Source organism: Acidocella aluminiidurans, from assembly GCF_055383125.1.
On sequence record NZ_AP031589.1, the window covers coordinates 2,547,593 to 2,573,376 of the forward strand.

General features: G+C 64.0%; 31 protein-coding genes and 1 tRNA gene. 25 read left to right on the plus strand and 7 right to left on the minus strand.

Features of this window, described 5'->3' with window-relative positions:
• The first annotated feature begins 6 nt into the window (after positions 1 to 6).
• Genes ACZ46S_RS12665 through ACZ46S_RS12750 form a run of 18 tightly spaced genes read left to right on the plus strand, consistent with a single transcriptional unit; the run spans position 7 to position 15,728 of the window.
• On the plus strand, positions 7 to 165 hold the full coding sequence (locus tag ACZ46S_RS12665) for a hypothetical protein (protein WP_464062006.1): 159 nt from the start codon (positions 7 to 9) through the stop codon (positions 163 to 165).
• Positions 162 to 848, plus strand: a complete 687-nt coding sequence (locus ACZ46S_RS12670; RefSeq protein ID WP_464062007.1) for a hypothetical protein — start codon at positions 162 to 164, stop codon at positions 846 to 848. The genes ACZ46S_RS12665 and ACZ46S_RS12670 overlap by 4 nt, the downstream gene beginning before the upstream one ends.
• Complete coding sequence (locus ACZ46S_RS12675; RefSeq protein ID WP_026438911.1) at positions 848 to 1,033, plus strand: LysM peptidoglycan-binding domain-containing protein; 186 nt, start codon at positions 848 to 850, stop codon at positions 1,031 to 1,033. Before ACZ46S_RS12670 ends, ACZ46S_RS12675 begins: the two co-directional genes overlap by 1 nt.
• Positions 1,023 to 1,997 carry a hypothetical protein gene (locus ACZ46S_RS12680; protein ID WP_464062008.1) on the plus strand — a complete coding sequence of 325 codons (975 nt, stop codon included), beginning with the start codon at positions 1,023 to 1,025 and terminating at the stop codon, positions 1,995 to 1,997. The genes ACZ46S_RS12675 and ACZ46S_RS12680 overlap by 11 nt, the downstream gene beginning before the upstream one ends.
• A complete protein-coding gene (locus ACZ46S_RS12685) occupies positions 1,998 to 2,540 on the plus strand; it encodes a phage baseplate assembly protein V (protein WP_464062009.1) in 543 nt (180 codons plus the stop codon).
• Complete coding sequence (locus tag ACZ46S_RS12690; RefSeq protein ID WP_295744189.1) at positions 2,540 to 2,902, plus strand: hypothetical protein; 363 nt, start codon at positions 2,540 to 2,542, stop codon at positions 2,900 to 2,902. The genes ACZ46S_RS12685 and ACZ46S_RS12690 overlap by 1 nt, the downstream gene beginning before the upstream one ends.
• Positions 2,903 to 2,909: 7 nt before the next feature.
• Positions 2,910 to 4,034 (plus strand): baseplate J/gp47 family protein, encoded by a 1,125-nt coding sequence (locus tag ACZ46S_RS12695; protein WP_464062010.1) that lies wholly within the window; start codon positions 2,910 to 2,912, stop codon positions 4,032 to 4,034.
• Between the two features lies 1 nt (position 4,035).
• The gene (locus tag ACZ46S_RS12700; protein WP_464062011.1) at positions 4,036 to 4,692 is read left to right on the plus strand and encodes a hypothetical protein; all 657 of its coding nucleotides are present in this window, start codon (positions 4,036 to 4,038) and stop codon (positions 4,690 to 4,692) included.
• A gap of 10 nt (positions 4,693 to 4,702) precedes the next feature.
• A complete protein-coding gene (locus ACZ46S_RS12705; RefSeq protein WP_464062012.1) occupies positions 4,703 to 5,956 on the plus strand; it encodes a glycine-rich domain-containing protein in 1,254 nt (417 codons plus the stop codon).
• Positions 5,957 to 5,966: 10 nt separating this feature from the next.
• A complete protein-coding gene (locus ACZ46S_RS12710) occupies positions 5,967 to 6,449 on the plus strand; it encodes a phage fiber-tail adaptor protein (RefSeq protein ID WP_295744178.1) in 483 nt (160 codons plus the stop codon).
• 13 nt (positions 6,450 to 6,462) lie between these two features.
• Positions 6,463 to 9,024: a right-handed parallel beta-helix repeat-containing protein gene (locus ACZ46S_RS12715; RefSeq protein WP_464062013.1), complete on the plus strand. Its 2,562-nt coding sequence runs from the start codon at positions 6,463 to 6,465 to the stop codon at positions 9,022 to 9,024.
• A 43-nt stretch (positions 9,025 to 9,067) separates the two neighbouring features.
• Positions 9,068 to 11,224, plus strand: coding sequence for a beta strand repeat-containing protein (locus ACZ46S_RS12720; RefSeq protein ID WP_464062014.1), 2,157 nt, complete (start codon positions 9,068 to 9,070; stop codon positions 11,222 to 11,224).
• A 4-nt stretch (positions 11,225 to 11,228) separates the two neighbouring features.
• Positions 11,229 to 13,370 (plus strand): hypothetical protein, encoded by a 2,142-nt coding sequence (locus ACZ46S_RS12725; RefSeq protein WP_464062015.1) that lies wholly within the window; start codon positions 11,229 to 11,231, stop codon positions 13,368 to 13,370.
• Positions 13,371 to 13,382: 12 nt separating this feature from the next.
• A complete protein-coding gene (locus ACZ46S_RS12730) occupies positions 13,383 to 13,709 on the plus strand; it encodes a hypothetical protein (RefSeq protein WP_464062016.1) in 327 nt (108 codons plus the stop codon).
• Complete coding sequence (locus ACZ46S_RS12735) at positions 13,702 to 14,214, plus strand: glycoside hydrolase family 108 protein (RefSeq protein WP_464062017.1); 513 nt, start codon at positions 13,702 to 13,704, stop codon at positions 14,212 to 14,214. The genes ACZ46S_RS12730 and ACZ46S_RS12735 overlap by 8 nt, the downstream gene beginning before the upstream one ends.
• 11 nt (positions 14,215 to 14,225) lie before the next feature.
• Complete coding sequence (locus ACZ46S_RS12740; RefSeq protein WP_295744160.1) at positions 14,226 to 14,525, plus strand: hypothetical protein; 300 nt, start codon at positions 14,226 to 14,228, stop codon at positions 14,523 to 14,525.
• 23 nt (positions 14,526 to 14,548) lie between these two features.
• Entirely contained in the window at positions 14,549 to 14,860 is a 312-nt protein-coding gene (locus ACZ46S_RS12745) for a hypothetical protein (RefSeq protein ID WP_464062018.1), read from the plus strand.
• Between the two features lie 25 nt (positions 14,861 to 14,885).
• Positions 14,886 to 15,728, plus strand: coding sequence for a hypothetical protein (locus ACZ46S_RS12750; protein WP_464062019.1), 843 nt, complete (start codon positions 14,886 to 14,888; stop codon positions 15,726 to 15,728).
• A 43-nt stretch (positions 15,729 to 15,771) separates the two neighbouring features.
• Here the strand turns inward: ACZ46S_RS12750 and ACZ46S_RS12755 are convergent, their stop codons facing one another.
• Positions 15,772 to 16,323, minus strand: a complete 552-nt coding sequence (locus ACZ46S_RS12755) for a regulatory protein RecX (RefSeq protein ID WP_464062020.1) — start codon at positions 16,321 to 16,323, stop codon at positions 15,772 to 15,774.
• A 226-nt stretch (positions 16,324 to 16,549) separates the two neighbouring features.
• On the opposite strand from ACZ46S_RS12755, the gene rpmI reads away from it, so the two are divergent.
• The 3 genes from rpmI to ACZ46S_RS12770 are packed head-to-tail and all read left to right on the plus strand — an operon-like array spanning position 16,550 to position 18,085.
• Positions 16,550 to 16,750: a 50S ribosomal protein L35 gene (rpmI, locus tag ACZ46S_RS12760; RefSeq protein ID WP_008494707.1), complete on the plus strand. Its 201-nt coding sequence runs from the start codon at positions 16,550 to 16,552 to the stop codon at positions 16,748 to 16,750.
• A gap of 14 nt (positions 16,751 to 16,764) precedes the next feature.
• Positions 16,765 to 17,133 carry a 50S ribosomal protein L20 gene (gene rplT, locus ACZ46S_RS12765; protein ID WP_008494706.1) on the plus strand — a complete coding sequence of 123 codons (369 nt, stop codon included), beginning with the start codon at positions 16,765 to 16,767 and terminating at the stop codon, positions 17,131 to 17,133.
• A gap of 55 nt (positions 17,134 to 17,188) precedes the next feature.
• Entirely contained in the window at positions 17,189 to 18,085 is an 897-nt protein-coding gene (locus ACZ46S_RS12770; protein ID WP_464062021.1) for an EcsC family protein, read from the plus strand.
• Positions 18,086 to 18,160: 75 nt separating this feature from the next.
• Here the strand turns inward: ACZ46S_RS12770 and ACZ46S_RS12775 are convergent, their stop codons facing one another.
• Both ACZ46S_RS12775 and ACZ46S_RS12780 read right to left on the minus strand, forming a co-directional pair.
• Positions 18,161 to 18,526 (minus strand): FKBP-type peptidyl-prolyl cis-trans isomerase, encoded by a 366-nt coding sequence (locus tag ACZ46S_RS12775; protein ID WP_035178977.1) that lies wholly within the window; start codon positions 18,524 to 18,526, stop codon positions 18,161 to 18,163.
• Between the two features lie 52 nt (positions 18,527 to 18,578).
• Positions 18,579 to 18,962, minus strand: a complete 384-nt coding sequence (locus ACZ46S_RS12780) for a hypothetical protein (RefSeq protein ID WP_295744138.1) — start codon at positions 18,960 to 18,962, stop codon at positions 18,579 to 18,581.
• 214 nt (positions 18,963 to 19,176) lie between these two features.
• Here ACZ46S_RS12780 and ACZ46S_RS12785 point away from each other — a divergent pair, with 214 nt between their 5' ends.
• The 3 genes from ACZ46S_RS12785 to ACZ46S_RS12795 all read left to right on the plus strand — a co-directional run bounded on the left by ACZ46S_RS12785 (position 19,177) and on the right by ACZ46S_RS12795 (position 21,788).
• Positions 19,177 to 20,379: a pyridoxal phosphate-dependent aminotransferase gene (locus ACZ46S_RS12785; protein ID WP_464062022.1), complete on the plus strand. Its 1,203-nt coding sequence runs from the start codon at positions 19,177 to 19,179 to the stop codon at positions 20,377 to 20,379.
• 334 nt (positions 20,380 to 20,713) lie between these two features.
• Positions 20,714 to 21,577 (plus strand): hypothetical protein, encoded by an 864-nt coding sequence (locus ACZ46S_RS12790; RefSeq protein WP_464062023.1) that lies wholly within the window; start codon positions 20,714 to 20,716, stop codon positions 21,575 to 21,577.
• A complete protein-coding gene (locus ACZ46S_RS12795; protein ID WP_464062024.1) occupies positions 21,561 to 21,788 on the plus strand; it encodes a hypothetical protein in 228 nt (75 codons plus the stop codon). The genes ACZ46S_RS12790 and ACZ46S_RS12795 overlap by 17 nt, the downstream gene beginning before the upstream one ends.
• 117 nt (positions 21,789 to 21,905) lie before the next feature.
• Here ACZ46S_RS12795 and ACZ46S_RS12800 read toward each other — a convergent pair.
• Positions 21,906 to 21,981: transfer RNA gene (locus ACZ46S_RS12800), tRNA-Ile, on the minus strand.
• A 126-nt stretch (positions 21,982 to 22,107) separates the two neighbouring features.
• Between ACZ46S_RS12800 and ppa the strand changes: the two genes are divergently transcribed.
• The gene (gene ppa / locus ACZ46S_RS12805) at positions 22,108 to 22,632 is read left to right on the plus strand and encodes an inorganic diphosphatase (RefSeq protein WP_026438894.1); all 525 of its coding nucleotides are present in this window, start codon (positions 22,108 to 22,110) and stop codon (positions 22,630 to 22,632) included.
• Positions 22,633 to 22,701: 69 nt separating this feature from the next.
• Here the strand turns inward: ppa and pstA are convergent, their stop codons facing one another.
• From pstA to pstS, 3 genes are read right to left on the minus strand one after another with little or no spacing between them, the layout of a single operon-like run.
• Positions 22,702 to 23,571 carry a phosphate ABC transporter permease PstA gene (gene pstA, locus ACZ46S_RS12810; RefSeq protein ID WP_464062025.1) on the minus strand — a complete coding sequence of 290 codons (870 nt, stop codon included), beginning with the start codon at positions 23,569 to 23,571 and terminating at the stop codon, positions 22,702 to 22,704.
• The gene (pstC, locus tag ACZ46S_RS12815; RefSeq protein WP_295745747.1) at positions 23,552 to 24,475 is read right to left on the minus strand and encodes a phosphate ABC transporter permease subunit PstC; all 924 of its coding nucleotides are present in this window, start codon (positions 24,473 to 24,475) and stop codon (positions 23,552 to 23,554) included. The genes pstA and pstC overlap by 20 nt, the downstream gene beginning before the upstream one ends.
• Positions 24,476 to 24,534: 59 nt before the next feature.
• On the minus strand, positions 24,535 to 25,587 hold the full coding sequence (gene pstS, locus ACZ46S_RS12820) for a phosphate ABC transporter substrate-binding protein PstS (RefSeq protein WP_008494697.1): 1,053 nt from the start codon (positions 25,585 to 25,587) through the stop codon (positions 24,535 to 24,537).
• Positions 25,588 to 25,784: the final 197 nt, after the last annotated feature.

The following is a 25,784-nucleotide window of genomic DNA, read 5'->3' on the forward strand; positions in this document are numbered from 1 at the left end:
GATTGTTTGTATCTGGTGCGCTGCGGGGTGCCGTTCGAGATCGCGTTCGGGCTGGATGAGGCGGAGCGGCTGGCCTTCATCGTGACGATGGGCACGCTGGAGGGGCATCGCTTCGACTGGGCGGCGTTGCGCTGGCGGGACGAGGAGACAGGAGGGCGGGGATGAGTGATGTCGTGCTCTCTTTGGGCAATGTCGCGTTTCGCGACATGGAGGTGCCGGAGAAGATCCGCTTTGGCGGCCGGCAGCGGCTGGCGGTGCAGAATATCATCGGCGGCGGGCGGGTGGTTGGCGCGCTGGGGCTGGACGATGGGGAGATTTCATTCTCCGGCATATTCTCCGGCCAGGATGCCGCCGCCCGGGCGCAGCTTTTGGATATTGCCCGGGCGCAGGGCAGCCAGATGCCGCTGGTGTGGGGCGGGTTTTATTATCTCGTTGTCATCAGCAGCTTCGTGGCGGAATATCGTCGGCCGAACCTGATTCCGTTTGCGGTGAGCTGTGTGGTGGTGAGCGACCCGCTGGCGGATGTGGCGGCGGCGCTGCCGGTGGCGACGCTGATTGGCAACGACATCGCGGCCGCCACGGGGTTTGCCGGACAGGCGGGGCAGGTGCTGGCGGGGACGAGCCTGGCGGCGCTGGGGGCGGCGCAAGTCAGCATCGCCGGGGCGATGGGCACGGCTGGAACCGCTCTGGGGGAAGCCGGCGCGGCCCTGGCGGGGGCGGCGACGATTGTTGCCGGCGTTAACGCGCTGACGCAGATCAACGCCTGTAGCGGGCAGCTGGCCGGGTTGGCGGGGATGTCCGGCTATGTGAACCGGGCGGTGGTGAATTCGGCTCTGGAGGCGGTTTGATGCGCACGGTCATCGTTGTGGCGGGCGGCAATCTCTTCGCCATCGCCGCGCAATATCTGCAGGATGCGACACAATGGATCCGCATCGCGCAGGCCAACCAGATCAGCGATCCGGTGCTGCGCGGGGTGACGACCTTGGTGATCCCGGAACGCAACCCCTCGGCCGGAGGCGGCATTGCCGGTTGAGCAGCCGCGCGCGCGGGTGAGCCTGGGCGGGGTTGAGCTGGGCGGGGTGGTGGAGCTGGAGGTGGAGGCGGCCGGGTTGTACCAGGCCGGGCGCTACCGGCTGGTCTGCGCGGCCAGTGCGGCCGCCTTGCTGCCGCTGGCGATGGAAGGCGGCGCGCCGGTGCCGATCCTGCTGGAAATCGGCGCGGACGGGTTTGGGTTTGTGCCGCTATTGTCGGGGTTGGTTGAGACGCTCCGGTTCGATCTGGCGCGCAATGTGGCGGTGCTGCAGGGGCGCGATGAGACGGCGCTGCTGATCGATACCGAGATTTCCGAGAGCTTTGTCAACCAGACGGCCAGCGATGTGGCCTTGGCGGTGGCGCGGGCGCATGGGTTGGCGGCGAATGTGACGCCGACGCAGACGCTGATCGGGCAGTATTATCAGATCGACCATGCGCGCAGCGCGTTGACGGTGGGGGCGCGGGCGAGCACGCAATGGTCGCTGCTCTGCGGCCTGGCGGAGGCGGCGGGGTTCGCGGTTTCGGTGGTGAACGGCACGCTGAATTTCGGGCCGATGCTGAACGGAACGTCGCGGATGGTAACGGCGCGGAATTTTCTGGGGCTGGAGGTGGATCTGATCACGGCGTTGCCGGCCAGTGTCACGGTGCGGTCCTGGAACTGCCGGGAGAAGCAGGTGGTGACGCAAGCGGCGGGGAGCGGCAAGGCGACCAATCTGGTGCGCCCGAACCTGACCACCCAGCAGGCCGGGGATTATGCCAGCGCCTATTTGCAGAATGTACAGCGCCATGCGCAGCTTTTACTGGGGCGGATGCCGGGCGACGCCAGCTATGCGGTTGGCGATACGCTGCTGCTGAGCGGCACGCAGACCGGGCTGGATGGCAGCTATCAGGTGGCCGCCCTGCAATGGCGGCTGAATGACAGGGATGGGTTTGTGCAAAGCCTCAAAGCCTACGGGGTGGTGTGAATGGACCAGCTGCGGAATATGATCAAGGCTCATGCCGGGGGGCTGGACGGCATGGCGGGGACGCTCCGCTTCGGGCTGGTGGCCAGCTTCGACCCCGTCGCCTATGCGGCGAAAGTGCTGATCCAACCTGAAAATGTTCTGAGCGGCTGGTTGCCGGTGATGTCCTGCTGGGTGGGCAATGGCTGGGGGCTGGCGGCACCCTTGCCGCCGGGCACGCAGGTGCTGGTGCTGGCGCAGGAAGGCGATGCGGAGCAGGGCGTGGTGGCCGGCGCGGTATGGTCCGCGCAGGACAAGGCCACCGGCGCGCCGGCCGGCGAATTATGGTTGCTGCATCAAAGCGGCAGCGTGGTGAAACTCGCCAATGACGGCAGCATTCTGCTGCAGGCGCCGACGGTGAAGGTGCAGGGCAATCTTGTCGTCAGCGGCGATATTTCTGACCAGGGCGGCGCGCATGGCACGTTGGCCACGTTGCGCAACGCCTATGACGGGCACGAACACCAGGCGCCGAACGGCATGACCGGGCTGCCGACGGAGATTGTGTGATGGCTGATCTGGCCTTGCAGTTTGGCGGCGATCTGATGGTGAGCGCCTCGGGCGATCTGGCGACGCTCGATGATCAGGCGTTGGTGCGGCAGCGGGTTTTGCGTCGGCTGCTGACCAATCCCGGCGATTATATCTGGCAGCTTGGCTATGGGGCGGGGCTGGGGCAGTTTATCGGCCAGCCGGCGGCGTTGAGCCTGATGGCGGGGCTGGTGCGCACGCAGATGCAGCGCGAGCCGCAGGTGATGCAGTCCCCGCCGCCAACGGTTTCGATGAGCATGGCGGATGACGGTAGTGTCAATGCCACGGTTTCATATGTCGATGCCGCAACCGGGCAGACCGCATCGCTTTCATTTTCCATATAGGACGGACATGCGATTATCGTTGCAGAATTTCTCCACGCTGGTGGAGGGGATGGCGGCGTCTGTTCAGGGGGCCGCGGCGAATTTGCTGGATCTGACGGTCGGTTCCGTGCTGCGGGCGATTTTGGAGGCCAATGCGGCGCTGGCGCTGTGGATGCAATGGCTGATCGTGCAGACGTTGAGCGCGACCCGGTTGGCGACCAGTGCCGGTGCGGATTGCGACAGCTTCGGCGCGGATTTCGGGTTTACGCGGCTGCCGGCGACGGCGGCCAGCGGGGTTGTGATGGTGTCGCGATTTACGCCCAGCCTGCAGGCCTTGATCCCGGTGGGGGCGAGTTTCGGCACGGCGAATAATCAGCAGAGTTTTATTGTTGTCGCGGACAGCGGCAATCCGGCCTACAGCGCCACGCTCGGCGGCTATGTGCTGGCGGCGAATATCGCCGCGGTGAGCGTGACGGTGGTGGCCGCCATGGCCGGGCAGGCTGGAAATGTGCAGGCCGGGGCGATCTCGCTGTTGAGCGCGGCGATTGCCGGGGTGGATGTCGTGAGCAATCCGAATGCCTTGACCGGCGGGCTGGATGCCGAAAGCGATGCCGCGTTCAAGCAGCGCTTCGGCATGTATCTGGCGGGATTGTCGAAGGCGACGACGGTTTCGATCGCAAGCGCCATTGCCGGCATCATGCAGGGGTTGAGCTACGCGATTGCGGAAAATCTCGACCAGACCGGCGCGCCCCAGATGGGGTTTTTCGTGGTGACGGTGGATGATGGCACCGGCGCGCCGCCGGCCAGCCTGCTGGCGACGGTGCAGCAGGCGGTGGAGCAGGTGCGCCCGGTTGGAACGAGCTTCGCCGTGCAGGGGCCGGTGGTGACGCGGGCCGATATTTCTTTGACCTTGACCACGGACAGCCTGGCCGACCATCCGGTGGCGGTGGCCGCCGTGGCGGCGGCGCTGGCTGGTTATATCGCGGCGCTGCCGGTGGGCGGCACCTTGAGCTACACAAGGCTGGCGCAGCTGGTTTACGATGCTTCCAGCGCCATCAACAATATTTCCGGATTGCTGCTGAATGGCGGCACCGCTGATCTGGTGCCCGGCAGGTTCGGCGCGGTGCGCGCCGGCGTGATTGCGGTGGCCTGACATGATCGGCGATGTGTCCGATATGGCCGCCCGTCTCGCGCAGCTGCTGCCGACCGGCTGGTTTGCCGATGAGGCGCCCAATCTCGCCGCGCTGTTGAACGGGCTGGGGCAAGGCTGGGCGAATATCTACGCGCTTTTGCAGCAGGCGCGGGCGCAGTTGCGCATCGCCACAGCCAGCGGGGTGTTTCTGGACATCGCGGGGCAGGATTATCTGGGCGCGGCCCTGCCGCGCCGGCCAGGCGAGGCGGATGCGGCGTTCAGCACCCGGCTGCGCGCCGCACTGCTGGCGCCGCGCGCGACCAGGGCGGCGTTGAGCACGGCGTTGACGGTGCTGACCGGGCGCACGCCGGTGATTTTTGAACCGCGCAACCCAAGTGACACGGGCGGCTATAATCTCAATGCCGGATATAACAGCGCGGGCGGCTATGGCAGCCTGGCGATGCCCTACCAGTTTCTGTTGACCGCCTACCGGCCGAATACCCTGCCGGCCAACCATGCCGGCGGTTACGGCATCGGCCCCGGCGGCTATGGCGTGGCGCCGATGGCGTATAGTTCCGCGGCTGAGCTGGCCGGCAATGTCAGCGATGCGGAGATTTATCAGACGATCGCCGGCTTCATTCCGACATCCAGCATCGCCTGGACGCGGCTTACCAACTGAAGGCTCATTCATGGATCGCAACATCGTCTATCCCGGCAGCATTCCGCTCGATAGTGATATTCTCTCGACCAATCGCAATGCCATGGTGGGGCTGGCGGCGCTGAGTGCCGCGACGCTGGGTACCGGCACGGTGGTGGATGGGCTGGCTTGCACGCCGACCGTCCCGGCCTCGCTCGCGGTGGTGGTGGGGGCGGGCAGCATTACCCAGCTCTCCAGCGTGGATGCCACGTCTTACGGGTCCCTGGCGGCGGATCTGACCGATCAGATCGTCAAAACCGGGATCAATCTGCAGGCGACGAGTTTCCCCCTGGCGGCGCCGACGGCTTCCGGGCAGTCGATCAATTATCTGATCGAGGCGGCGTTCGCGGAGAGCGATGCCGATCCGATGGTGCTGCCCTATGTCAACGCCGCCAACCCGACCCAGCCTTATTCCGGCCCGGCCAATTCCGGCACCGCGCAGAACACGATGCGGGTGCAGCGCGTGCAGCTGCAGGTGAAGCCCGGGGCGGCGGCCTCGTCCGGCACGCAGACCACGCCGGCGGTGGATGCCGGCTGGGTGGGGCTTTATGTGGTGACGGTGAATTACGGGCAGACGGCGGTGACGGCGGCGAGCATCGCGCTGCTGCCGCAGGCGCCGTTTCTGTCCTACAAATTGCCGGCGCTGCGGCCGGGCTTTGCCAACCAGCAGGTCTTTACCGGGTCTGGCACGTTTGTGGTGCCGAACGGGGTGAGCGTGGTGAAGGTGACGGCGATCGGCGGCGGTGGGGCGGGCGGCTATCACAGCACCATGCCCAGCGGCGGCGGTGGCGCCGGGGCCCATGTCACCGGGATCATTTCCGGGCTGATTCCGGGCCAGGCGATTCTGGTGACGGTCGGGGCCGGGGGCGCTGCGCCGGGCGCGTATGGCAATGGCGGCAGCGGCGGCGCCTCGAATTTCGGCGGCTTCATCACCGCGGGCGGCGGCACCGGCGGCAATGGCGGCACCGCGACGAATTTCGCCAATGCCGGCGGCGCCGGCGGGCAGGGCTTTGGCGGGCAGGTGAATATGGCGGGCGCGGTGGGAACGGATTCCATCGTCGTTGCCTGCCGCGGTGGCGATGGCGGCGGTCCCGGCAATGGGCGCGGCGCCAGCGGGCCGCTCTCCGGTGTCGCGGCGCCGGGCTATGGCGGCGGCGGTGGCGGCGGCGGCTGTTCGGCCGGCGGTAGCCCGGTGGGTTCGCCGGGCGGCGGCGGCGGTGCCGGCATCGTGATCGTGGAATATTGAGGAGCTGGAGATGAGCACACAGGCAACGCAGCTCTGGCGGCCCTCCAATGCGCGCTATCTGCAGATTGACGGGTTTGTCGCCACACCGCGCGGCCCGCAAATTCCGCCACCGCAGCCTTTGGTGTGGCCGCAGAAAGACCCGGGCGACACGCTGGATTATGTGTTCGATCTGGCGCCGGCCCTGAGCGGCAATCCGGGCGATTCGATCAGCACGCTGAGCGTGACGGTGAGCCCGCAAAATCCAGGGGATTTGACGCTGGTTTCGGCGGCGGCGGATGGGCCGCGCGTCGTATTGTGGCTCAGCGGCGGCGTGGCGGGGACGGTTTATACGGTGACGGTGACGGCCGGCACCACGGGCGGGCGCAGCCTGGCGCGCAGCCTGGCTTTGCCGGTGGTGGCGCTGGCCAACATTCCCGCACCGGCGGATGCGCTGACAACGGCCGGCGGCCAGCCGCTGACCGACCCGACCGGCACCCCGCTCACCACCCTCTGAGAGAGGACAGCCTATGACCACGATTGGCCAGTTGCCGCTTGCGGCGTCGGTTTCCGACAGCGCGCAGGTTGCGATCTTCCAGAATAACCAGACCTTGTCGGCGACGCGCGCGCAGATGCTGGCAGGGACGCAGGCGGCGTTGAGCCTGCCGCAGAATACGCTGCTGGGCGGGGTGGGGCCGGGAACGGCGGCGCCGCAGCCCATCACTATCGGCGCCAATCTGGCGCTTTCGGGCAGCACCTTGTCGGCCACGGCGGCGCCCTTCGTGATTGCCGGTTTGCCCACGGGAACAGTGCCGGGGGCCAGCGATCTGGTGGCGCTGGGACAGGCGGGTGCCAACCAGGCGGTGTCCTACGCCAATTTTCTGGCCGGCATGGCGAATGTATCCGGCCTGCCGGCGGGCGGGCTGACGGCGACGGCGGCCGGGGGCAGCGTGGCGCGGACCATCGCGGCGCTGGCCGGCAATGCCGTGTCGATCGAGGATTATGGCGCGGTGGGCGACGGGGTGACCGACGATAGCGCGGCGCTGCTGGCGGCGATTGCCAGCGGCCATCCGGTGCGGCTGGGGGCGAAAACCTACGCGATCGCCGGGGAGACCGACATTACCGGCACCACATGCTGCCTGGTGGGCACCGCGGGGGTTTCGATTCTGAAGCGGCCCGCGCAATCCAGGACCGGAAGTGCCAGTACGGCGACCTGGCTGAATATCGCGGCGACGAATTTCTATGCCGATGGCGTGGTGTTCGATGCGAATGCGTCGATCACCGCCGATACGCTCGCGGTGGCGGTGCAGCCTGGCTGCACGCGCTCATTGATCACGCGCTGCAGTTTTCAGAATGCGCAGGGGCCGAATAACGGCAACGGCCTTACCTATCTGGCCAGTGATCCGACGCTGGTGGGGCATCATGTCGATGATTGCGAGTTCACCGGCAATGCCAATAACGGGCTGATGATTTTCGCGACCGATGGCATCAGCGTTACCAATTCGCGCGCATATGGCAATAAAAGTAACGGGATCTATGCGGACAGCCATGATCCGGCGTTTGTATTAAAGGTTCGCGCCCTGCAGATCGTCGGCAATAGCTGCTGGGACAATGCCGTTGGCATCCTGGTGGGTAATTTTGTCGCCAATAATGTGTTTACCCAGCCTTTCCTGTACGGCAATGCCAATCCTGACATTCTGGGCGCGGTGGTCGCCGGCAATAATTGTTATGAGAACGGCATCTACGGCATCTATGTCTCCGGCCGGAATATTCTCGTCTCGGGCAATTTGTGCGCCAATAACAGTACGGCGGTTGGGTTCGGGGCGGGGATTCTCTGCGATACCGGGTACTGTAAAATCTCGGGCAATATGATCACCGGCGCCACCGCCTTCGGGATCGATTGCGGCGGGTCGATCTATACCGAGGTCGACAGCAACTACATCAATGGCGCCTGGATGGGGTTGAATATCGGCGGCGGGCAATATTGTACCGCGCGGTCGAATTTCATTCAGGACTGCACCGGCGCGGGCATCGCCGTGCAGAATGTCGAAGCCGACGGTTCGGGGGATAATTTCGGCCTCGCCTGCACGGGGCTGTCGATCTGCGGAAACTGGATCAATTACAGTGGCAGCGTCACGGGGATTTTGATCCGGGATGCGGCGCAGAATACCCGGGTCGAGGACAATGTCATCATGGTCAATGCCGGCGGCAATCTGGCCACGGCGCTGTCGGCTTATACGGATTCGATCATCCTGCGCCGCAATGTGGTGAATTTCACCACGCGCTGGGCAGTGAATCCGGCGAGCGTGAATGGGGTTTATACGCTGACCGTGCCGGATCTGGCGGATGCGGTGAGCATCTCCCAGGCCAGCGCGCCTGTGGCGCAGATCCTGACCGCGCAGGGCGCGCTGGCGGCGGGGACGGTGACGTTCATAAAAGTCACCGCGCCGGGAGCGGGGTACACGACCGCGACGGTGACGATTTCGGGCACTGGCACCGGGGCGGCGGCGCGTGTCTGGCTGAGCGGCGGCAAGGTGATCGGCATTCAGATGTCGGCCTTCGGCAGCGGCTATGGCAGCGGCACCACCGCCACGATTTCCGGCGACGGCTCCGGGGCGACGGTGAGTGTGCAGGTGGGGTTGCCGAGCTGGCAGGACCGCGAGCTGACCGTGGATTGCCTGGCGGCGGTGAGTTTTGCGCCCGGCGGCAGCCCGCCTTTGAACAACTGGACGGGGACGACGATGACCGTGCCGGCGGGGGCGAGTGTCGATTGGGTCGGCATGGGGGCCGGCGGGTGGCGGGCGGCGCGGTTCAGCCAGAGTGATTATGTCTCGCCGAACGGCGATGGCAGCGTCGCGCTGAAATCCCGCGCCGGGGATGTTTCCCTGCATCCGGCCGGGAGCGGCATGGTGCGGATCATCTCGGATACCGAACCGACCGGGGCGGTGGAGCTGATCGGCCGGGGATCGCCACTGAATGTGGTGTCCGCCCCGGCGGGCTCGACCTTCCGCAACCTCAATGGCGGCGTCGGCAGCACCTTCTGGGTCAAGCAATCCGGCACCGGGAGCGGCAACTGGGTCGCTGTCGCCTGAGCCTTCACGGCCTGGATAAGGGCCAAATCACAAGGTCGTTTTCATGACAACGATTGCGCAACTCCCCTCGGCGGTAACCGTCGGGGCCAGCGATCTGCTGCCGATTTCGCAGAATGGCTCGGTTTATTCGGCGACCGTGGCGCAGGTGACGGCGAGCCTGCAGCCGCTGATCGAGGTCTCGTCCGGGGCGTTGCTGGGGCGGGTCAGTCTGGGCACGGGCACGCCGGAAGCGGTGGCAGTGGGGACGGGGTTGGCCCTCTCCGGGGGCGTGCTGGCCGCGAATGGCGCTGACCATGCAAGCTATCCGGTGCAGGCGGCGCTGGCGCTGACCGACGAGCTGGTGATCAACACCGCCGCAGGGCCGGGGTTGTTGCCGGTGAGCGCGCTGACCGGGCTGTTCAGTGCCGGACAGAATGTATCCATCACCGCTGGCGGCGTGATTTCCGTGAATGTGAGCGCCGTCGCGGGGCCGGTTGGGCCGATGGGGCCTGCCGGCCCGGCTGGCCCGGCCGGTCCAACCGGCCCGACAGGGGCCGCCGGGGCCGGGCTGCAGGGGCCGGCGGTCGGGACCGCCACCAGCAGCGTGAGCAGTGCCGATTATCTGCCGCTCTGGCAGAATGGCGCGCTGGCCTGGATCCCTTATGGTCAGTTGCTGGCGGGACAGACCGTGGATGAACTGCCCGCCGCCGCCCCGGCCACCGATGGCGATGAGCTGCTGGTGGCCCAGGGCAGCAATACGCTGAGCGTGCAGAGTTTCGGCTCGATCTGGACCTACGTGCAGGGCAAGCTGCCCAGCGTGCAGTCCGGCGTGGTGGAGCTGACGACGGCGACAGTGCTGGATTCGACCGCGCATAATCAGCGCGTGCTGGTGGCCAGCGCACCGCTGACCCTGACCGCGAATTTCGCGAATACCGGGGCTGGGTTCGCTTGCACGCTGATCAATCTCTCCGCCGGCGCGGTGACGATGGGCACCGGGATCAGGTCCGGCACGGGTGGCACGGTGTTGCCACCGGGGGCCTCCACTCAGCTGGTCGGCATCAGCTATTCGGGAGGCTCGACCGTCTGGTGGAGCGGCATCGTGTCCAACACGCCGACCATCACGGTGGGGGCGATCAGCGCGCCGGCCGCGAATACGGCCTTCGTGGTCGGCGGCGGGATTTTCAATGATGCCGTGACGGCGCTGGATTATTCGACGAATGGCGGCAGCAGCTGGACCGCCGCGCCGAGCCCGGTGATTTCGGCCAATGCCTACAGCTTCACGCTGCCGGGCCTGGCGGCGGGAACCTACACGGTGCAGGTGCGCGACCATGGCAACCAAAGCGTTGTTGGTGTGTCCAACAGCTTTACCGTGGCGGCGCCGACGATTGCCTTCACCACCATGCCAACGACCGGCCAGATCAACGCGGCGCTCAATATTGCCGGCACGGTTTCGCCGGGCGGGACGGCGGTGCAGGTTGGCTTGTCCAGCTCTGCCACTACGGCGCCGGGCAGCTGGAACAGTGCAACCGTCAACGGCACTGGCTGGAGCGCCAGCCTGACGCCGAGCGCGGCGGGGAGTTTCTATGTCTGGGCGCAGCAGACCGCCGATATCGCGGTTCAGGTGGTCTCCGGCGCGGTGAATGTGACCCAGGCGAGCCTGACGATTTCAGCGCCGGCCAGCGGGACGGCGGGGAGCGCGCTCAGCCTGTCCGGCGCCGTGACGCCGGTTGGGGATGCGGTGAATATCCAGCTCACCACCAGCAACAGCACGGTGCCGACCAGCGGCTGGGTGGCGGCGGCGAACAATGCCGGGGCGATTTCCGGCGCGCTGACGCCGAGTGCCGCGGGCACCTATTATGCCTGGGCACAGGACCCGAGCAGCGGCCTGACGGCGGTGTCCTCCGCGATTACGGTGACGGCGTCGGCAGCGGTGAGTTTCGGGTTCAATAATCCGGGCGGCAGCTATACGCATGGCTCTGGGACGATCGGGCTGAATGGCGCGATTTCCCCGGCACAGGCGGTCTCGGTGCAGGTGGCGCTGTCCACCTCGAACAGCACGGCGCCGACAAGTGGCTGGCAGGCTGCGTCGGTGATCGATTCCAATACGCTTTGGGCCATCTATTACACCAGCCCAGCCACGGCCGGCGCCTATTATGTGTGGGTGCAGACCACGGCCGGTGCCGCGACGGCGGTGAGCAGCTTTACCGTGACGGTGAGCTGAGCCGATGGTGATGTTGTTCAACCAGCCTGGCTCGCCTTTGATGTCGGGCTCGGGAAAGCGGGTGCTGATCGGTGCGTTGCCCGCCGGGGCGGTGCCGACAGGGTTGTTTGCCGGCCCCTACCCCAGCGCGATCAGCGGCTTGTCCGGGTGGTGGGATGCGGGGTTGCTGGGCAGCCTGTTGGATGGCAGCGGCAATCCGGTGGGCGGCAGCAACAGCGTGGTTGGCAGCCTTCAGGATAAATCCGGCGCCGGCAAGGCGCTGACGCCCTACCATGTCAGCGCCGACACCGCGCCGGTGGCGACGCTGGCGGCCCCTCGGGTGAACGGGTTTCTGGGCGCGGTGGGCGCGCCGGATGCCAGCATCGTGCATTACGGGCCGAGCCTGGATCCGGATTGGGGGCTGTCGCATCCCGGGCTGGAGTTTGGCGCCGGACAGGCCTGGACGCGCTACCTCGTCTGGACGCGGCCGAACTGGCGGCAGGGGACATATTATGTCGACCAGTCGCCGATCCCGCTGATCCATACGCTGAGTGGCGCGGGAATCACGATTTTGCAGGCGGATAGTGCTGAGGGCAGCAATCTGACCCTGTTTCCGACGGCGGCGAGCCCGACGGTGCTGACCGCAAACCTGGCGCGGCGCCATACCCATGCGGTGATCCTGCGTAACACGCCTGGTGTGGGGGTGGATGTGTGGCTGGATGGGGTGCAGGTGGCCAGCGCCGTCGCCAACCCGTTGCCCGCCAGCGCCCAGGCGCAGGTTTTGTGGCTGCATGACGCGACCATCCAGGGCAGCGCGCAATGCTGGTTTCATGAGGCGGCGTGCTGGGAGCGGGCTTTGTCCAGCACGGATATGCAGACATTGATTGGCGCCCAGGGGCGTTGGGTGCTGGGCGCGCGGCGGGGCGTTAATCTGCTGGTGATGGGCCAGTCCAACGCCGCCTGGTTCATCAATGCCGGCGGGCCGTTGGCGTTGGCGCAAGGTGTGGCCTGGTATCTGGGCGCCGCTTCCTATGCCTATACGGCGGAAATCTCTGGGACCTATCTCTCACCGGCGCGCTATTCGGTGATCTCTGGCCATCCGATCTCGAACTCCTCGCCGCCGCTGTTTCCGCCTGGGACGGGGAGTGGCACCTTCCTGACCAATCCGGGCGATGGATCGGATCCATCCACCTGGAGCGGTGGGCCGGATTTTGCCGCACTGAGCGCCTATCTCACCGGCGGTTCGGCGTTGGTTTCCAGCGTTGACGAGGCGGACATCACCTTCCTGCTTTGGCCCTGGAGCGAGCAGGACAGCACGATGCCGTATGCGAACAAGGCGCTGTATAAAGGCACCGTGCTGCGGCTGCTGGCGCTGACGCGGGCCTTGCTGGGACGCACGGCGGCGCAATTGCCGTTGCTGGTCTGGAACGCGATTCCCTACGAGACGGCGGACGGCGTGCAGATGGTGCGCGAGGCGATCGAGGATCTGGCCAGTGTGGCCGCGAATAATATCACCATCTTCGCGGCGCAGACGGCGGATTCGAACCCGCTGAATTCCACCTATGACGCGACCACGGGGCTGTTTAGCGGTGGCGATCCGGAACATCGCGACGAGGTGGATCTGCTGCGATATGGGCGGGTGGGTGCGCATGCGGCGGGGCGGCTGGCGATTGCGTCGGGCTGGAGTGATTCGATTCCGGCCAGCACCCTGCCCGCCGCCGGCCTGCCGGCGAAGGGCGGGCCGTTGATCTCGCATGTCTATCGCGCCTCCAATACTGAATTGATCCTGACGGTGACGCATGATTCAGGGGATGATCTGATCGTTCCCCTGCAGGCCTTGAATGGTGCGGGGTTTGCGGTGATGGATGGCGGGTCCGTTGCCAGTCCCGGGACGATCATCACCGCCGTGGCGGCGGCGCGGGTGGATGCGACGCATATTGCGGTGACGTTGGCGCAGGCGATCAGCAATCCCTCCGCCGCCGTGCTGTTTTTCTACCCTTATGGCAGCACGCAGATCGGCCGGGGCGATGCGGTGACGGATAACAGCGCGCTGCGTCCGCCGCCGACAAACTGGAATATCGCGAACGATCTGGGGTCGGGCTGGGCCATCAACATGCCGCTGCAGGCGACGACATATCCGATCACCTTGTCGGATGTGCCGGCCTGAAAAGGATCAGGAATGGATCAGGATTTGGTGGCGGCGCTGCGCGCCGATGTGGCGGGAATCAGGAATGATATCGGCGCCGTGAGGCAGGATCTGCGGATTCTCGAAGCCAAGGCGGAATCGCTGGAGAGTTGGCGGGTCCGTTATCTGGCGCAGGAGGATCTGGTGGTTGCGAAGATCTTTTCGAAAGTCGACGAATTGGTCGGCGGACTTGGCGATATGCGCGCGGATCTCGCGCGGATTCGCGGCGAGCGGGATGTGGAGCGGCGGCTGAGTCTGATGATCGTCAGCCTGCTCTCCGCGGTTTGTGGTGGTTTGGCGACGAGTTTGTTTCATGGATAATTTTGCCAGCTGTATTGCCTTCACCTTGCAGGCGGAAGGCGGATATTCCGCGAATGCCGCCGATCCGGGAAACTGGACCGGGGGAGCCGTGGGCATGGGCGTGTTGCGCGGGACGAAATGCGGGATCAGTGCCGCCTCCTATCCGGATCTGGATATCGAACATCTGACGCAGCCGCAGATCGAGGCGATTTACCGTCGGGATTATTTTGAAAAAATCCAAGGTGATCTCTTGGCATTGCCGTTGGCGATGGTGGCGTTCGATGCCGCGGTGAATGCGGGGGTGCGCCGATCCATCGTCTTTTTGCAGCAGGCTGGAGGGGTGCCGGGCGATGGCATTCTGGGCCCGCACAGCCTGCAGGTTTTGACCGCCGGACATGCCGGCACCCTGGCGCTCGAGGCGCTGGTGAGGCGGCTTGATTATTACGCGAAATTGCCCGGCTGGAGCGTGTTCGGCCTGGGTTGGGCGAGGCGCATTCTGCAGCTTGCCCGGATTGTTGGGGTGTGAAGGAGATCGGCATGAGTGTGAAAAATTTTCTGCAATCGCCGCAGAACCGGACCGGGCTGGCGATCTGGCTGGGCACGGCGATCACGGCGTTGATCCAGTGGGGTGTGCTGCATCAGCAGCTCCCGGCTGTGGATATTCTGGGGCTGGTGGTGGGGTTTTTGAAAATCGTCGAACCGGAGACGAGTGTCACCACGGCGCAGCTTGAGCAGGCGGTGAGCGATGTGAAGACGCTGCTGCAATCGGGCGATGTGACGAAGGTAGCAGCGGTGGCATCCGATGTTGGCGCTTTGGCGCATGAAATCTTGAAGTGAATCTCAAAACAGGAGAGTTGGCGATGAGCGATACGACGCAGATCAATGCGGGTTTGGCGGTGGCTTCCGTGGCGGGCGAGGCCATTGGCGGTGTGGTGGGCAATGAAGTTGCGGCCGGTGCGGCGGCGGCGGGTGCGGTGGTGAAGGCGGTGGTGGCGGATCAATCTGCCCATGCCTCGGCATTGGCGACGGCGCAGGATGCGGTGACGGCCTTGGCCTCGGCGGCGGCGCCGGCTCTGGCCGCCTTGCCTTCCGCCACCGCGCAGAAAGCAGTTGCCGGGCTGGGGCTGTTGCAGACCATTCTGGCCGAGCTGAAGGCGGTTTTCGCGCTCTGAGGCTGATGGGGTGGAGCGTGTGAGGATGACAGAGGCGCAGCGCGACAAGCTGGCGGGGTTCAGGGCGGCGTTGCGTGGCGCCCGCCACAGGGCCAGGGATGCGGGCGGGCGTTTGCATCGTCTGGCGCTGCGGGTCGGCGTGCAAATGCCGGGCGGGTTTGCGCCTGTGCGTCGCGCCGCGGGCCGGGTGCGCCGGCCGAACCGGCGCCGCGAGATGGATTTCGCCACGCTGGCCGTGCGGGCCTCTGCACCCGTCGGCTGGCCGAGGGCGTTGGGGATGGCTGGCATGGTGATGTCTGGAAGGCGTCAGGCGCTGGCGATGCAGAGGCGGGGCAGCGCGTTGCCGGGTTGGTTGCGCAGGGGCGTTGGGGGGCCGTCGGCCCGATCCTGGCCGGTGCCGCGTCCTGCGATCTGGCGTCCGGCTGGTGCCTGGCCTCCTATGTCCAGCCTGGCTTATGGAGTGGGGCCGGCCTTTGGAGATGGGGAATCGGCGGCTGGGCTCCGCTTTGCCCAAGGCCGGCCGATGGCGCCGGTGCCGCGCGGGCAGCGGCGGCGGCATTTCAGCGGGCCTGAGAGCGGGATGAAGAGCCCGCCGGGCAACGGGTTTGAGCCGATTCCGGACGAGGCGGCCATGCTGATGAGCGCGGATGAGATCCAAGAGGCGTTGTCACCACCCGGCTTGGGTCGTTCGGGATCGGTGGCCGCAACGCTTTCGCGGGTGAGGAGTCCGGTATGGATGGGCGGTTTGGAGCTGGCCGATGCGCTGGATGAGTATTTTTTCCAGCAATCCAGGTTGGCGCCACGGGGGGCGGCGTCGTTCGACCCACGTGTGAGTCCGCTTTGGGCCGGCCTTAAATTGCCTGGATAGGGTATGCGTCAGCCGCCGGTACGGAGACTGGTGCATATATTGTCTAAGGCAGATTTTCCAAGGATTTGATCAGCTGCTCCGCCTCTTCGCGCGGAAGGGACAGAGCCTGGCGGGCTGTTGCCTGGGTGAAGCCGCCACGGGCCATGGCGGCGAGGAGCTTGTCGCTGGGTGCCTCACCGAAGGCGCCGCCGCGGCGGCGGCGCAGAAAGGCGCAGGCGGCGGCGAGTTCGCGGTCGGGGTCGTCTGGCAGATCGGGCTGGTGCACCCCTTTGGCGGCAAGATGCGCCAGGGTTGCGCGCCTGGATTTGCCGGCACGGGTCAGCCGCCTGGCGCGGGAGGCGGCGAAGGCGCTATCGTCCAGCGCGCCCAGCGCCTTGAGCCGCGCCAGTACGCCCGGGATCGCTGCTTTCGCCAGCCGCGAAAGGCGCGCGATTTCGGTGGCATCCGCACCTTCTTCAAGGGCCTGTTTTTGCCCCCAGCGGTCGATGCGCCGGGACAGCACGCGGGCCAACCCGGCTTCCGTGGCCGCGTAGCGCGCCAAATGGTTCATCGCTGCCTCGTACAGGCTGTCGGCATCCGGCGGTTTTGCTGGCATTATGCGACTCTGCGCTGCTTTGCGCCTCTTGTCACGGGGCGCAACTGGCTCTATAGGCGCGCCTTCACCGTGGGCAGGCCCAAGGCGGAGTGGCGCGACTGCTCGGCTTTTCAGGCTTGTCTCGCGTTGAAGCGTGCGTGTCCGGGCCTTTAGGCATGCCTGGCCGCCGCCCCGATTTCCGGGACCCCGTGCCGCAAGGTGCGGGTTATGCGATCAGGAGACTGAAATGCCGAAGCTGAAGACCAAATCTGCGGTCAAGAAGCGCTTCAAGATCACCGCCACGGGCAAGGTTCTGGCCGGCCCGGGCAAGAAGCGCCACAACCTCTATGCCCGTTCTCAGAAGGCCAAGCGCCAGAACCGCGGCAGCCAGACCCTGACCCACGCTGACGGCCTGACCGTGAAGCAGTGGGCACCGTACGGTCTGTAAGGAGGAGATAGAAAATGGCACGTGTGAAACGCGGTGTGACCACCCACGCCCGCCACAAGAAGGTCCTAGAGCTTTCCAAGGGCTATGTTGGCCGGTCTTCCACCAATTATCGCATTGCGATGGAGCGCCTGGAAAAGGCCCTGCGCTATGCGTATCGTGACCGTCGCGTCAAAAAGCGCGAATTCCGCTCGCTCTGGATCCAGCGTATCAACGCTGCCGTGCGTGAGCATGGGCTGACCTATAGCCAGTTCATCTACGGCCTGAAGCAGGCTGGGCTGGAGCTGGACCGCAAGGTGCTGTCTGCCATTGCGTTCGATGATCCGGCGTCCTTCGCCGAGATCGTGCAGGCTGTGAAGGGTGTTTCCGCCGCCGCCGCGGAGTGAAATTTCCTTAAATTCTCTTGAGTCATGGCCAGGCTGAGCGCATCTCAGTCTGGCCATGATCGTTTTACCCCCCCTGCCCCAGAGCCTGGTCGATGAAACCGGCTTTTTGACCGAGTCCGAGCGTTGGCAGCTTTGGGAAGCGGCCGTGCTGATGGCTGATTCCAGGGGGCTGCTGGTCAGGCTCACCGCTCTGTTCGGCCGGCAGGTTGAGGGCGTGCAGGCGGCCATTTCGCAGATTGGCGCCAAATTTGGCGGCGAAACATGGGCCGGGCTTTCCGGCAAAATCCAGGATACCGTGGAAGACGTGCTGTGGAGCAGCTACAGCTACGCGACCTTCGGGCTGGATGCCGCGCCGCATTTCATTCGCCCCAAGGCGCCGCGCAAGAACAGGCTGCACCGGGCGGCGACCACGATGAGTGGCGTTGTCTCAGGCTTTGCCGGGCTACCGGGCGCGTTTGTCGATATCCCCTTCACCACCGCGACCATTCTGCGTTCCATCGCCGAGGTGGCACGGGATTCTGGAGAGGATCTGGCGTCCGAGGAGACGCGGCGCGCCTGCCTGGAGGTTCTCGCTTTCGGGAGCCCGAGCGAGACGGGGGAAGCGGCGGAGAGCGGCTATTGGGCGGCGCGGCTTGGGGTGAGCCATCTCACGATCAATCTGCTGATCCGCAGCGCGGCCGGGCGGTTTGGGCTGATTTTGTCTGAAAAGCTGATGGCGCAGGTGGTACCCGTGGCCGGGGCGGTGACGGGCGGGCTGCTGAATTACAGCTTCACTGATTATTATCAGAGCATGGCAAAAGTGCATTTCTGCCTGCGGGCTCTGGAGCGGCGCACCGGCGATAGCGAGGCGGTGCGGCTCTCTTTCGAGACGATGGTGCGGGCCGCCAGGGATCGCCGCCGTATCGGCCGACGCCGGCGTGGCGCGCCGACCATTTTGTTGCCGGCGCGCTGAATCAAAAGGGCGAATAGAGCGAGATGGGTTGACACCCACGCGCTCTATTTATGCTTTGGCGAGCAATTTCAGCGATTATTTGAAGCTGATCAGCTCGACATCAAAAATCAGGGTCGCGCCCGGCGGAATCACCGAACCGGCGCCGCGCTGGCCATAGCCGTGCTCCGGCGGCAGCAGCAGGGTGCGCTGGCCGCCCGCCTGCATGGTGGCCACCCCCAGATCCCACCCCGAAATCACCTGGCCGACACCCAGCTTGAAGGTGAAGGGCTGCCCGCGGTCGCGCGAGGAATCGAACTTGCGGCCCTTGGCGCCGTTCTCATCAAGCCAGCCGGTGTAATGCACGGTCACCATCTGGCCCTGCTTCGGGGTTTCACCCGTACCGACGACATGGTCCTCATACTTCACGCCGGAAGGGAGGGTGACATAGTTGGTTTCGGCCAAGGGGAGTTCCTTTCAAAAAAACGGGGCGGTGTTTGCCGCCCCGTTTGTTAGCTCAGTTCTTGGCCTGGTGAAAACCGGCGGCGTCCAGATCGGACTTGCAGGCATAGGCGCCGTGCTTGGTCTTGCCATACAGCTTGGAGGCGCTGGCATGGTAGCTCTTGCTGTGGCTCAGCGCGGTCCATTCCACTGTGCTGTTCGGGCAATGCGCGGCGGCGGCGCTGGCGGTGGAGAATTTCTCATCAGCCGGCAGGCCGCCGGCCTTGGTCTTCTCCTTGGACGCCTTCGCCATCGGGGAGGCGGAGTGGCTCATATTGTTGGGAGACATCGGCGCCATGGTGCCGGAATTGGCCGGGGCGGTCTGCGCCATCGCGGGCAGCGCCATGGCACAGGCGAGACCGACGGCGGGGAGCAGCTTGGCGAATTTGGTGACGGTCATTTTTGGTTCTCCTGAAAAGAAACACGCCATAGTCTCTTGGCTGGCGCGATAGGTGAGGCTCGTGACGAGATCCTTCCGGATCGTCCACGATTTCGCCCTATAAACAAATGTTTCGCGAAAAAGCGTGGCAGTTTTGCGGCAAAAGAGGTTTGCGCCGATGGCGGTGGAGGTTTAGGACTTTCGCCGGCTTCAAACTTCTTTGAGATAGAGACTTATGACCCTGATCGCCGACCGGCTGAACCGCATCAGCCCGAGCCAGACCATCGCCATCACCACCAAGGCGCGCGCGCTGAAGGCGGAGGGCCGGGACATTATCAGCCTCTCCGCCGGTGAGCCGGATTTTGATACCCCGGACCATATCAAGCAGGCGGCGATCAAGGCGATCAACGAGGGTGAGACGCGCTATACGGATGTCGCCGGCACCCCGGCGCTGCGCAAGGCGGCGGCGGCGAAGTTCAAGCGCGATAGCGGCATCGACTACAAGCCGGAAGAGATCATCGTCTCCACCGGCGGCAAGCAGGTGATCTTCAACGCCATGCTGGCCACCGTGCAGGCGGGCGATGAGGTGATCATCCCGACCCCGTGCTGGGTTTCCTACCCCGATATCGTGCAGCTGGCCGAGGGCAGCCCGGTGTTCGTCTCCTGCTCGCCGAATAACGGCTTCAAGATGCGCGCCGAGGATCTGGAAGCGGCGATCACGCCGAAGACCAAATGGGTCTTCCTGAACTCCCCCAGCAACCCGACCGGTGCCGCCTATTCCGCCGCGGATCTGCGCCCGATCTGCGATGTGCTGCTGAAGCATCCGAATATCTGGGTGTTCACCGACGACATCTATGAGAAGCTGACCTATGACGGCTTCAAGCCGGCGACCATCGTCGAGGTCGAGCCGAAGCTGAAGGACCGCACCATCACCATGAATGGTTGCTCCAAGGCGTACGCGATGACCGGCTGGCGCATCGGCTTCTGCGGTGCGCCGGTGCAGTTGATCAAGGCGATGGACAAGCTGCAGAGCCAGTCCACCTCCAACACCTCCTCCATCAGCCAGGCGGCTGCCGTGGCGGCGCTGGAGGGCCCGGAAGAGGCGCTGCACGAGATGGTGAAGGTCTATCAGGCCCGCCGCGATCTGGTGGTGGAGATGCTGAACCAGGCGCCGGGCCTGAACTGCCAGAAGCCGGAAGGCGCGTTCTACGTGTTCCCTTCCATGCAGGGCTGCATCGGCAAGACCACCGCGAAGGGCAAGAAGATCGAAACCGACGAGGATTTCGTGATCGCCCTGCTGGATGAGGAAGGCGTGGCCGCGGTGCATGGTTCGGCCTTCGTCTATCCCGGCCATTTCCGCATTTCCTACGCCACCTCCACCGAGGCGCTGGTGGAAGCCTGCACCCGCATCCAGCGTTTCTGTGCGGCGCTCAGCTAAGCTGACGCGAGTTTAAATAAAAAACGGGGCCGTGAGGCCCCGTTTTTTATGTCTGGTGCGCCGGGAGGGAATTGCCCCCCAACCAAACCGTTATGACGGGTGAAATTCGAGTTTTCGACATGCTGGGCGAGAAAGTAGGGTTGCGGCGGTTTGCACCGTTGATTGAACAAGTCGCCTAAGACGACTTTTGTTGGGAATAAATGCCCAAAACACGCTTCCTTATCCAACGAAAAACTAGATAATGCGGCTCCCCTTTGTTTTGACGAAGAATTGACTTGACGTCATACGAATCGCCCTGATTCGATCCTTTTAGCTTGAGAAATGGGTATGTGCTTTGACAATTGCCATCGCAGTGCAAGTTCATGATGGCGTAGTTTTAGCATCAGACAGCGCATCCACACTGATCGACACCGCCACGGGTGCATCAAATGGTATCGTCAATGTCTACAATAATGCGAACAAGATCTTTAACCTCGTAAAGGGTTTGCCCATTGGTGCTGTTACCTACGGAAGTGGCAGTATCGGCACATCTTCAATCTCCACCCTGGCAAAAGATTTGCGCCGCCGCTTTTCAGGTAAAGACAAAAGCCACACAGATTGGCATTTAAATCCAGACGCTTACACTATCGAAGAGGTCGCGATCAAAGCCAGGGAGTTTCTATATGAAGAGACCTACAAGGCTTTGCCCGGACCCGTACCGGGTATGTACACGGGCTTTCTTGTTGTCGGATACTCATCTGGCGCTGGTTTGAGCGAAGGTTGGCTAGTTGAACTGCGGGAAAACGACAGTCCAGCTCCGGTAAAAGTGATCGCTCAGGGTGACGCTAAAATTCAATGTGGCGGGGATCCAGAGGTTTTTAGCCGTTTAGTCTTGGGCCACAGTTTAAAGCTGCGCGACGCCCTGGTAGAGGGGGGAGTGCCTGAATCTACTGTGGATACTGTGTTAGCTGGTTTGCGCGCCAAAATGCATATTGGGTTAGTCGAGCATCCAATGCCAATTCAAGATGCAATAGAGTTGGCGGAATTCCTTGTTAACACGACTTCTACCTTTACGCGTTTTAAACGTGGTGCAGCAACTGTGGGTGGCCCAGTTGAAAGTGCCGCAATTACCAAGCATGAGGGCTTCAAATGGGTCCGCAGGAAGCATTATTTTAACAACACGCTTAACCCAGGAGGGTTACATGACGAAGCAGAGTAAAGATCTCCGGCAATTGTTGGTGTCTCCGAAAACGGACCAAATAAAGCGTGAAGACTACTCTCCTGCTGCTTGTGTCCCTGGAGAGTATCATTATCAATCGGAGCCGGTGAGTTCTGCTTCAACTACAGGGGGGCTGACCGATCTCGCCCTTGAAATGTCTAATTTTGCAGGTGAATTAGCAGGCCTTTCTGGGCGTTATGTGATATCATAATGCCTTTTTTGGTCAGTACGTCGGTTCAACAGGGGCCGCATTTAGGCATTTGTTGCCCCCAGACCGTGGATAGCGACCGTAGCACGGTTAAAATTATAAGCAAGTTATTGAATTTATTGGTGCGCCGGGAGGGACTCGAACCCCCAACCAAACCGTTATGAGCGGTCCGCTCTAACCATTGAGCTACCAGCGCATCCGCTGCCGCTTTTAAGTGGCGTTGCCGCGCCGTCAACCTCGCAGCGTTGCGAAATGCCGCAATCTGGCCAGTTGCGCCGCAGCAAGCTATATCCCAGCCGCCTTCTATCAGGGAGTTCTGGCAATGGATGTGAGCAAGCTGTCGCCCGGCAAGGATGTGCCGCACGATATCAATGTGGTGATCGAGATTCCGGCCGGGTCCGGCGTGAAATACGAGGTGGACAAGGAGAGCGGCGCCCTGGTGGTGGACCGCGTGGTGTTCACCCCGATGACCTATCCGGCCGCTTACGGCTTCATCCCCGGCACTCTGGCCGATGACGGCGACCCGGCCGACGCGCTGGTGCTGCTGCCCACCGCCGTGGTGCCGGGTGCCGTGATCCGCTGCCGCCCCATCGGCATGTTGGAGATGGAAGACGAGTCCGGCAAGGACGAGAAGATCGTCTGCGTGCCGCATGACAAGGTGCACCCGCTCTATACCGATGTGAAGGAGCTGTCTGATCTGCCCGCCATCACCCGCGACGTGATCAAGCATTTCTTCGAGCATTATAAGGATCTGGAAAAGGGCAAGTGGGTGAAGGTCACCGGCTTTGCCGACCGCGCCGCCGCCGAAGCCGCGATTTCCGCCAGCCTGGCCGCCGCGTCCAAGTAAAATGTCCGATAAAAAAGGCCCCTCCCGGTACGCCGGGAGGGGCCTTTTTTGTGTCCGTGTGTCAGCGTTTCAGTTGAATTTGGTCCGGCGCACGGTCAGGCGCACCCCGATATTGATCGCCAGCACCACCATCATCACCAGGAAGGCCGCCGCGAAAGCGAGGGCGTGGGATTTTGCGTCCGGCTGGTCGATGAAGGTCCAGATCACGTAGGTCAGATAGCCAACCGGCGAATGGGTGAAATGGCCGCTCCAGCCATAGTTGGACCAGCCGGCGGTGTAGATCAGCGGTGCCGTCTCGCCGACCGAGATCGCCAGCGCCAGCAGCGCGGCGGTGATGACGCCCGAGGCCGCCGCCGGCAGCACCACCTTGAACACCACGGTGGAGTCCTTGGCCCCCAGCGCATAGGCGGCCTCGCGCATGGTGTTGGGCACCTGCTGCAGCGAAAGCTCGGTGATGCGGGCCAGATAAGGCACGATCAGAATGGCCAGCGTGATTGCCGCGGCGGCGAGGGAGAAGCCCCAGCCGAAGCCGATGATCATCACGATGTAGGAGAAATAGCCCAGCACGATGGAGGGCGTGCCGGTCAGCGTGTCCGACATGAAGCGAATGACGCTGCCCAGCCGGTTCTTGCCATATTCGGAGAGATGGATGCCCGCCCCCACACCCAGCGGGATGGCGATGAGCATGGCGAATAGGGTGATCAGCAACGTGCCTTCGATGGCATTGAGCAGGCCGCCATTCGGCCCGGTGGTGTTCTCTGTGAAGAGATGCCAGGAAAAGGCCGAGAGGCCGCGCCAGGCGACGACACCGACGATATCGAGCAGCGGCGCGATCACCAGCACCAGCCCGATGCCGCAGAGAACCCAGCCGATCTGGCTGGTGATGATCCGGCGCAGCTCGTGCGCCGAGCGGGGGGATTTAAGCGCGCTTGCGGACACGGAGGGCTCCTGTCGAAAGAAGTTTGGCGCAGGCATTCACGCCCAGCGTGATGAAGAACAGCACCAGGGCGATTTCAGAGAGCGCCCGGACCGACATATTGGTGGAATCAGTCTGCGCGCTGTCCAGCTGGCCGGCGACGAAGGAGGCGATGGTGGAGATGGGCGAGAACAGCGAGGTGGGCAGGATGTTCAGCCCGCCGCCGGAGACCATCAGCACCGCCATCGTCTCGCCGAGCGCGCGGCCGAGCGCCAGGACGATGCCGCCGATCAGCGTGGTGCGGACCATCGGCATCATCGCCTTGGTCACCACCTCGAAATGGGTGGCGCCCAGCGCGAAGGCGGATTCACGGTTTTCCTTGGGCACCTGCAGCAGCGCGTCCAGCAGGGTGGAGGCGATGATCGGCGTGATCATCAGCGCCAGTACGATAGAGGCGGCGAGCAACCCATAGCCGCTGCCATTCGGCGCCAGATAATGGCCGATGAGCGGCACCAGCACCGCGATGCCCCACAGCCCGAACACCACGGAGGGGACGACCGCGATCAGCTCGACCAGCATGGAGAGGATCGGCCGGATCTTGGGCGAAACCACTTCCGCCAGGAAGATCGCGGCACCCATGGCCAGCGGCACGGCGATGAGAATGGCGATGGCAGAAGAGGCCAGAGTACCGACGATAAAGACCAGAATGCCGTAATTGGCGCCGGATGGAACCTGCACGCCGCGTACCGTGACCGGATCGCTGTACATATCGCCGAGATTCCAGCTGATCTGGGTCAGGAAATGCAGCCCGTTGAAGAAAATGGCCTGCCCGGAATAGATCACCAGAAACAAAACGACCGCGCAGAGCGCGGCGGGAATCAAGAGGCTGAGGCCAAGCACGGCAAGGCGGAAGGGGCGGAGTTTCATGAGTCACCCTTTGACGCGAAAACCCCCTCCCGGCCAGAGCCGGAAGGGGGCGAAAGGCATTACTTGATCTTCGCGATCTGAGCCTTGGAGAGCTCAACCACGGCCGGCGGCAGCGGCATGAAGTGCACCTTCTTGAGGAAGCTCATGCTGTTGCCATCGGTGATCGCCCAGGTCAGGAACTCGCGGACCGCCTTGGCGACGGCGCCGGAAGCCTGGTGGGTGTTGATGATCGCATACTCGTAATTCACGATCGGGTAGGCCTGCGCGCCCGGCGCGAAGATCATGGAGACGCGCTCATCGGCCGGGGTGCTGTTGGCGAAGCTGTCCGCGGCGGCGGAGATGGTCGCTTCGGTCGGCAGCACGTAGTTGCCGGCCTTGTTCAGCAGTTCGGCCTGGCCGAGGCCGGCCTGCGCAACCTGGTCGGCGAAGGAGACGCCGATATAGGCGATGGAGTACGGGTTCGCCTTGGCGGCGGCAACCATGCCCGGGTTGCCGTTGGCGCCCAGGCCACCGGCGACCGCCGGCCAGGACACGGAGGTGCCGAACTTGACGGTGGAACCCCAGCTGGCGTCGGAGTCAGAGAGGTACTGGGTGAAGATGAAGGTATCGCCCGAACCGTCCAGACGGTGGATGGGGATGATCACGTGGTCCGGCAGGGTGACGCCGGGGTTCGCGGCGGCGATCGCCGGGTCGTTCCACTTGGTGATTTTGCCGGTGTAAATGCCAGCCAGGATCGGGCCGGACAGCTTCAGATTGGTGATGCCGGGCAGGTTATAGTTGATGGCCTGCGACGCGATGGCGAGCGGGATGCTCAGCATGTTCGAGTGCGCCTTGACCATGGAGTCAGACAGATAGGCATCGGACGCACCGATATTCACCAGGCCCTTGAGGGACTGCGCGATGCCAGCGCCCGAGCCGGTGGAGGTGGTGGTGATGTCAGCGCCCGGGTGGCTGGCGGTGTAAGCCGGAACCCACAGGTTGAACAGCGGGTAGAGCAGGCTGGAGCCCGTCTCGACCAGCGGCACGGAGGTGGTGTCGGCCTTCGCCTGGACAGCGCCAACAGCGGCGGTAATGGCCAGCGCGGCGGCGCCGGCGCGGAGGAGGTTCATCATCTTCACGTTCGCGTTCCTTTTGTTCAGGCTCTTCTCGTCAGCCCAGCGTTTCGGTCAGCGTGGGAGAGCAACCCCCAGCCTCGCCTCGCAATAATTGAACATTGTGACAATGGCGACGGGCATTGCGTTGCAATTCTATGACATTTCCATCTGGTAAGGCGCGCTTGAACGTGGTCTGCTTCGCTCGCGTCGATGAG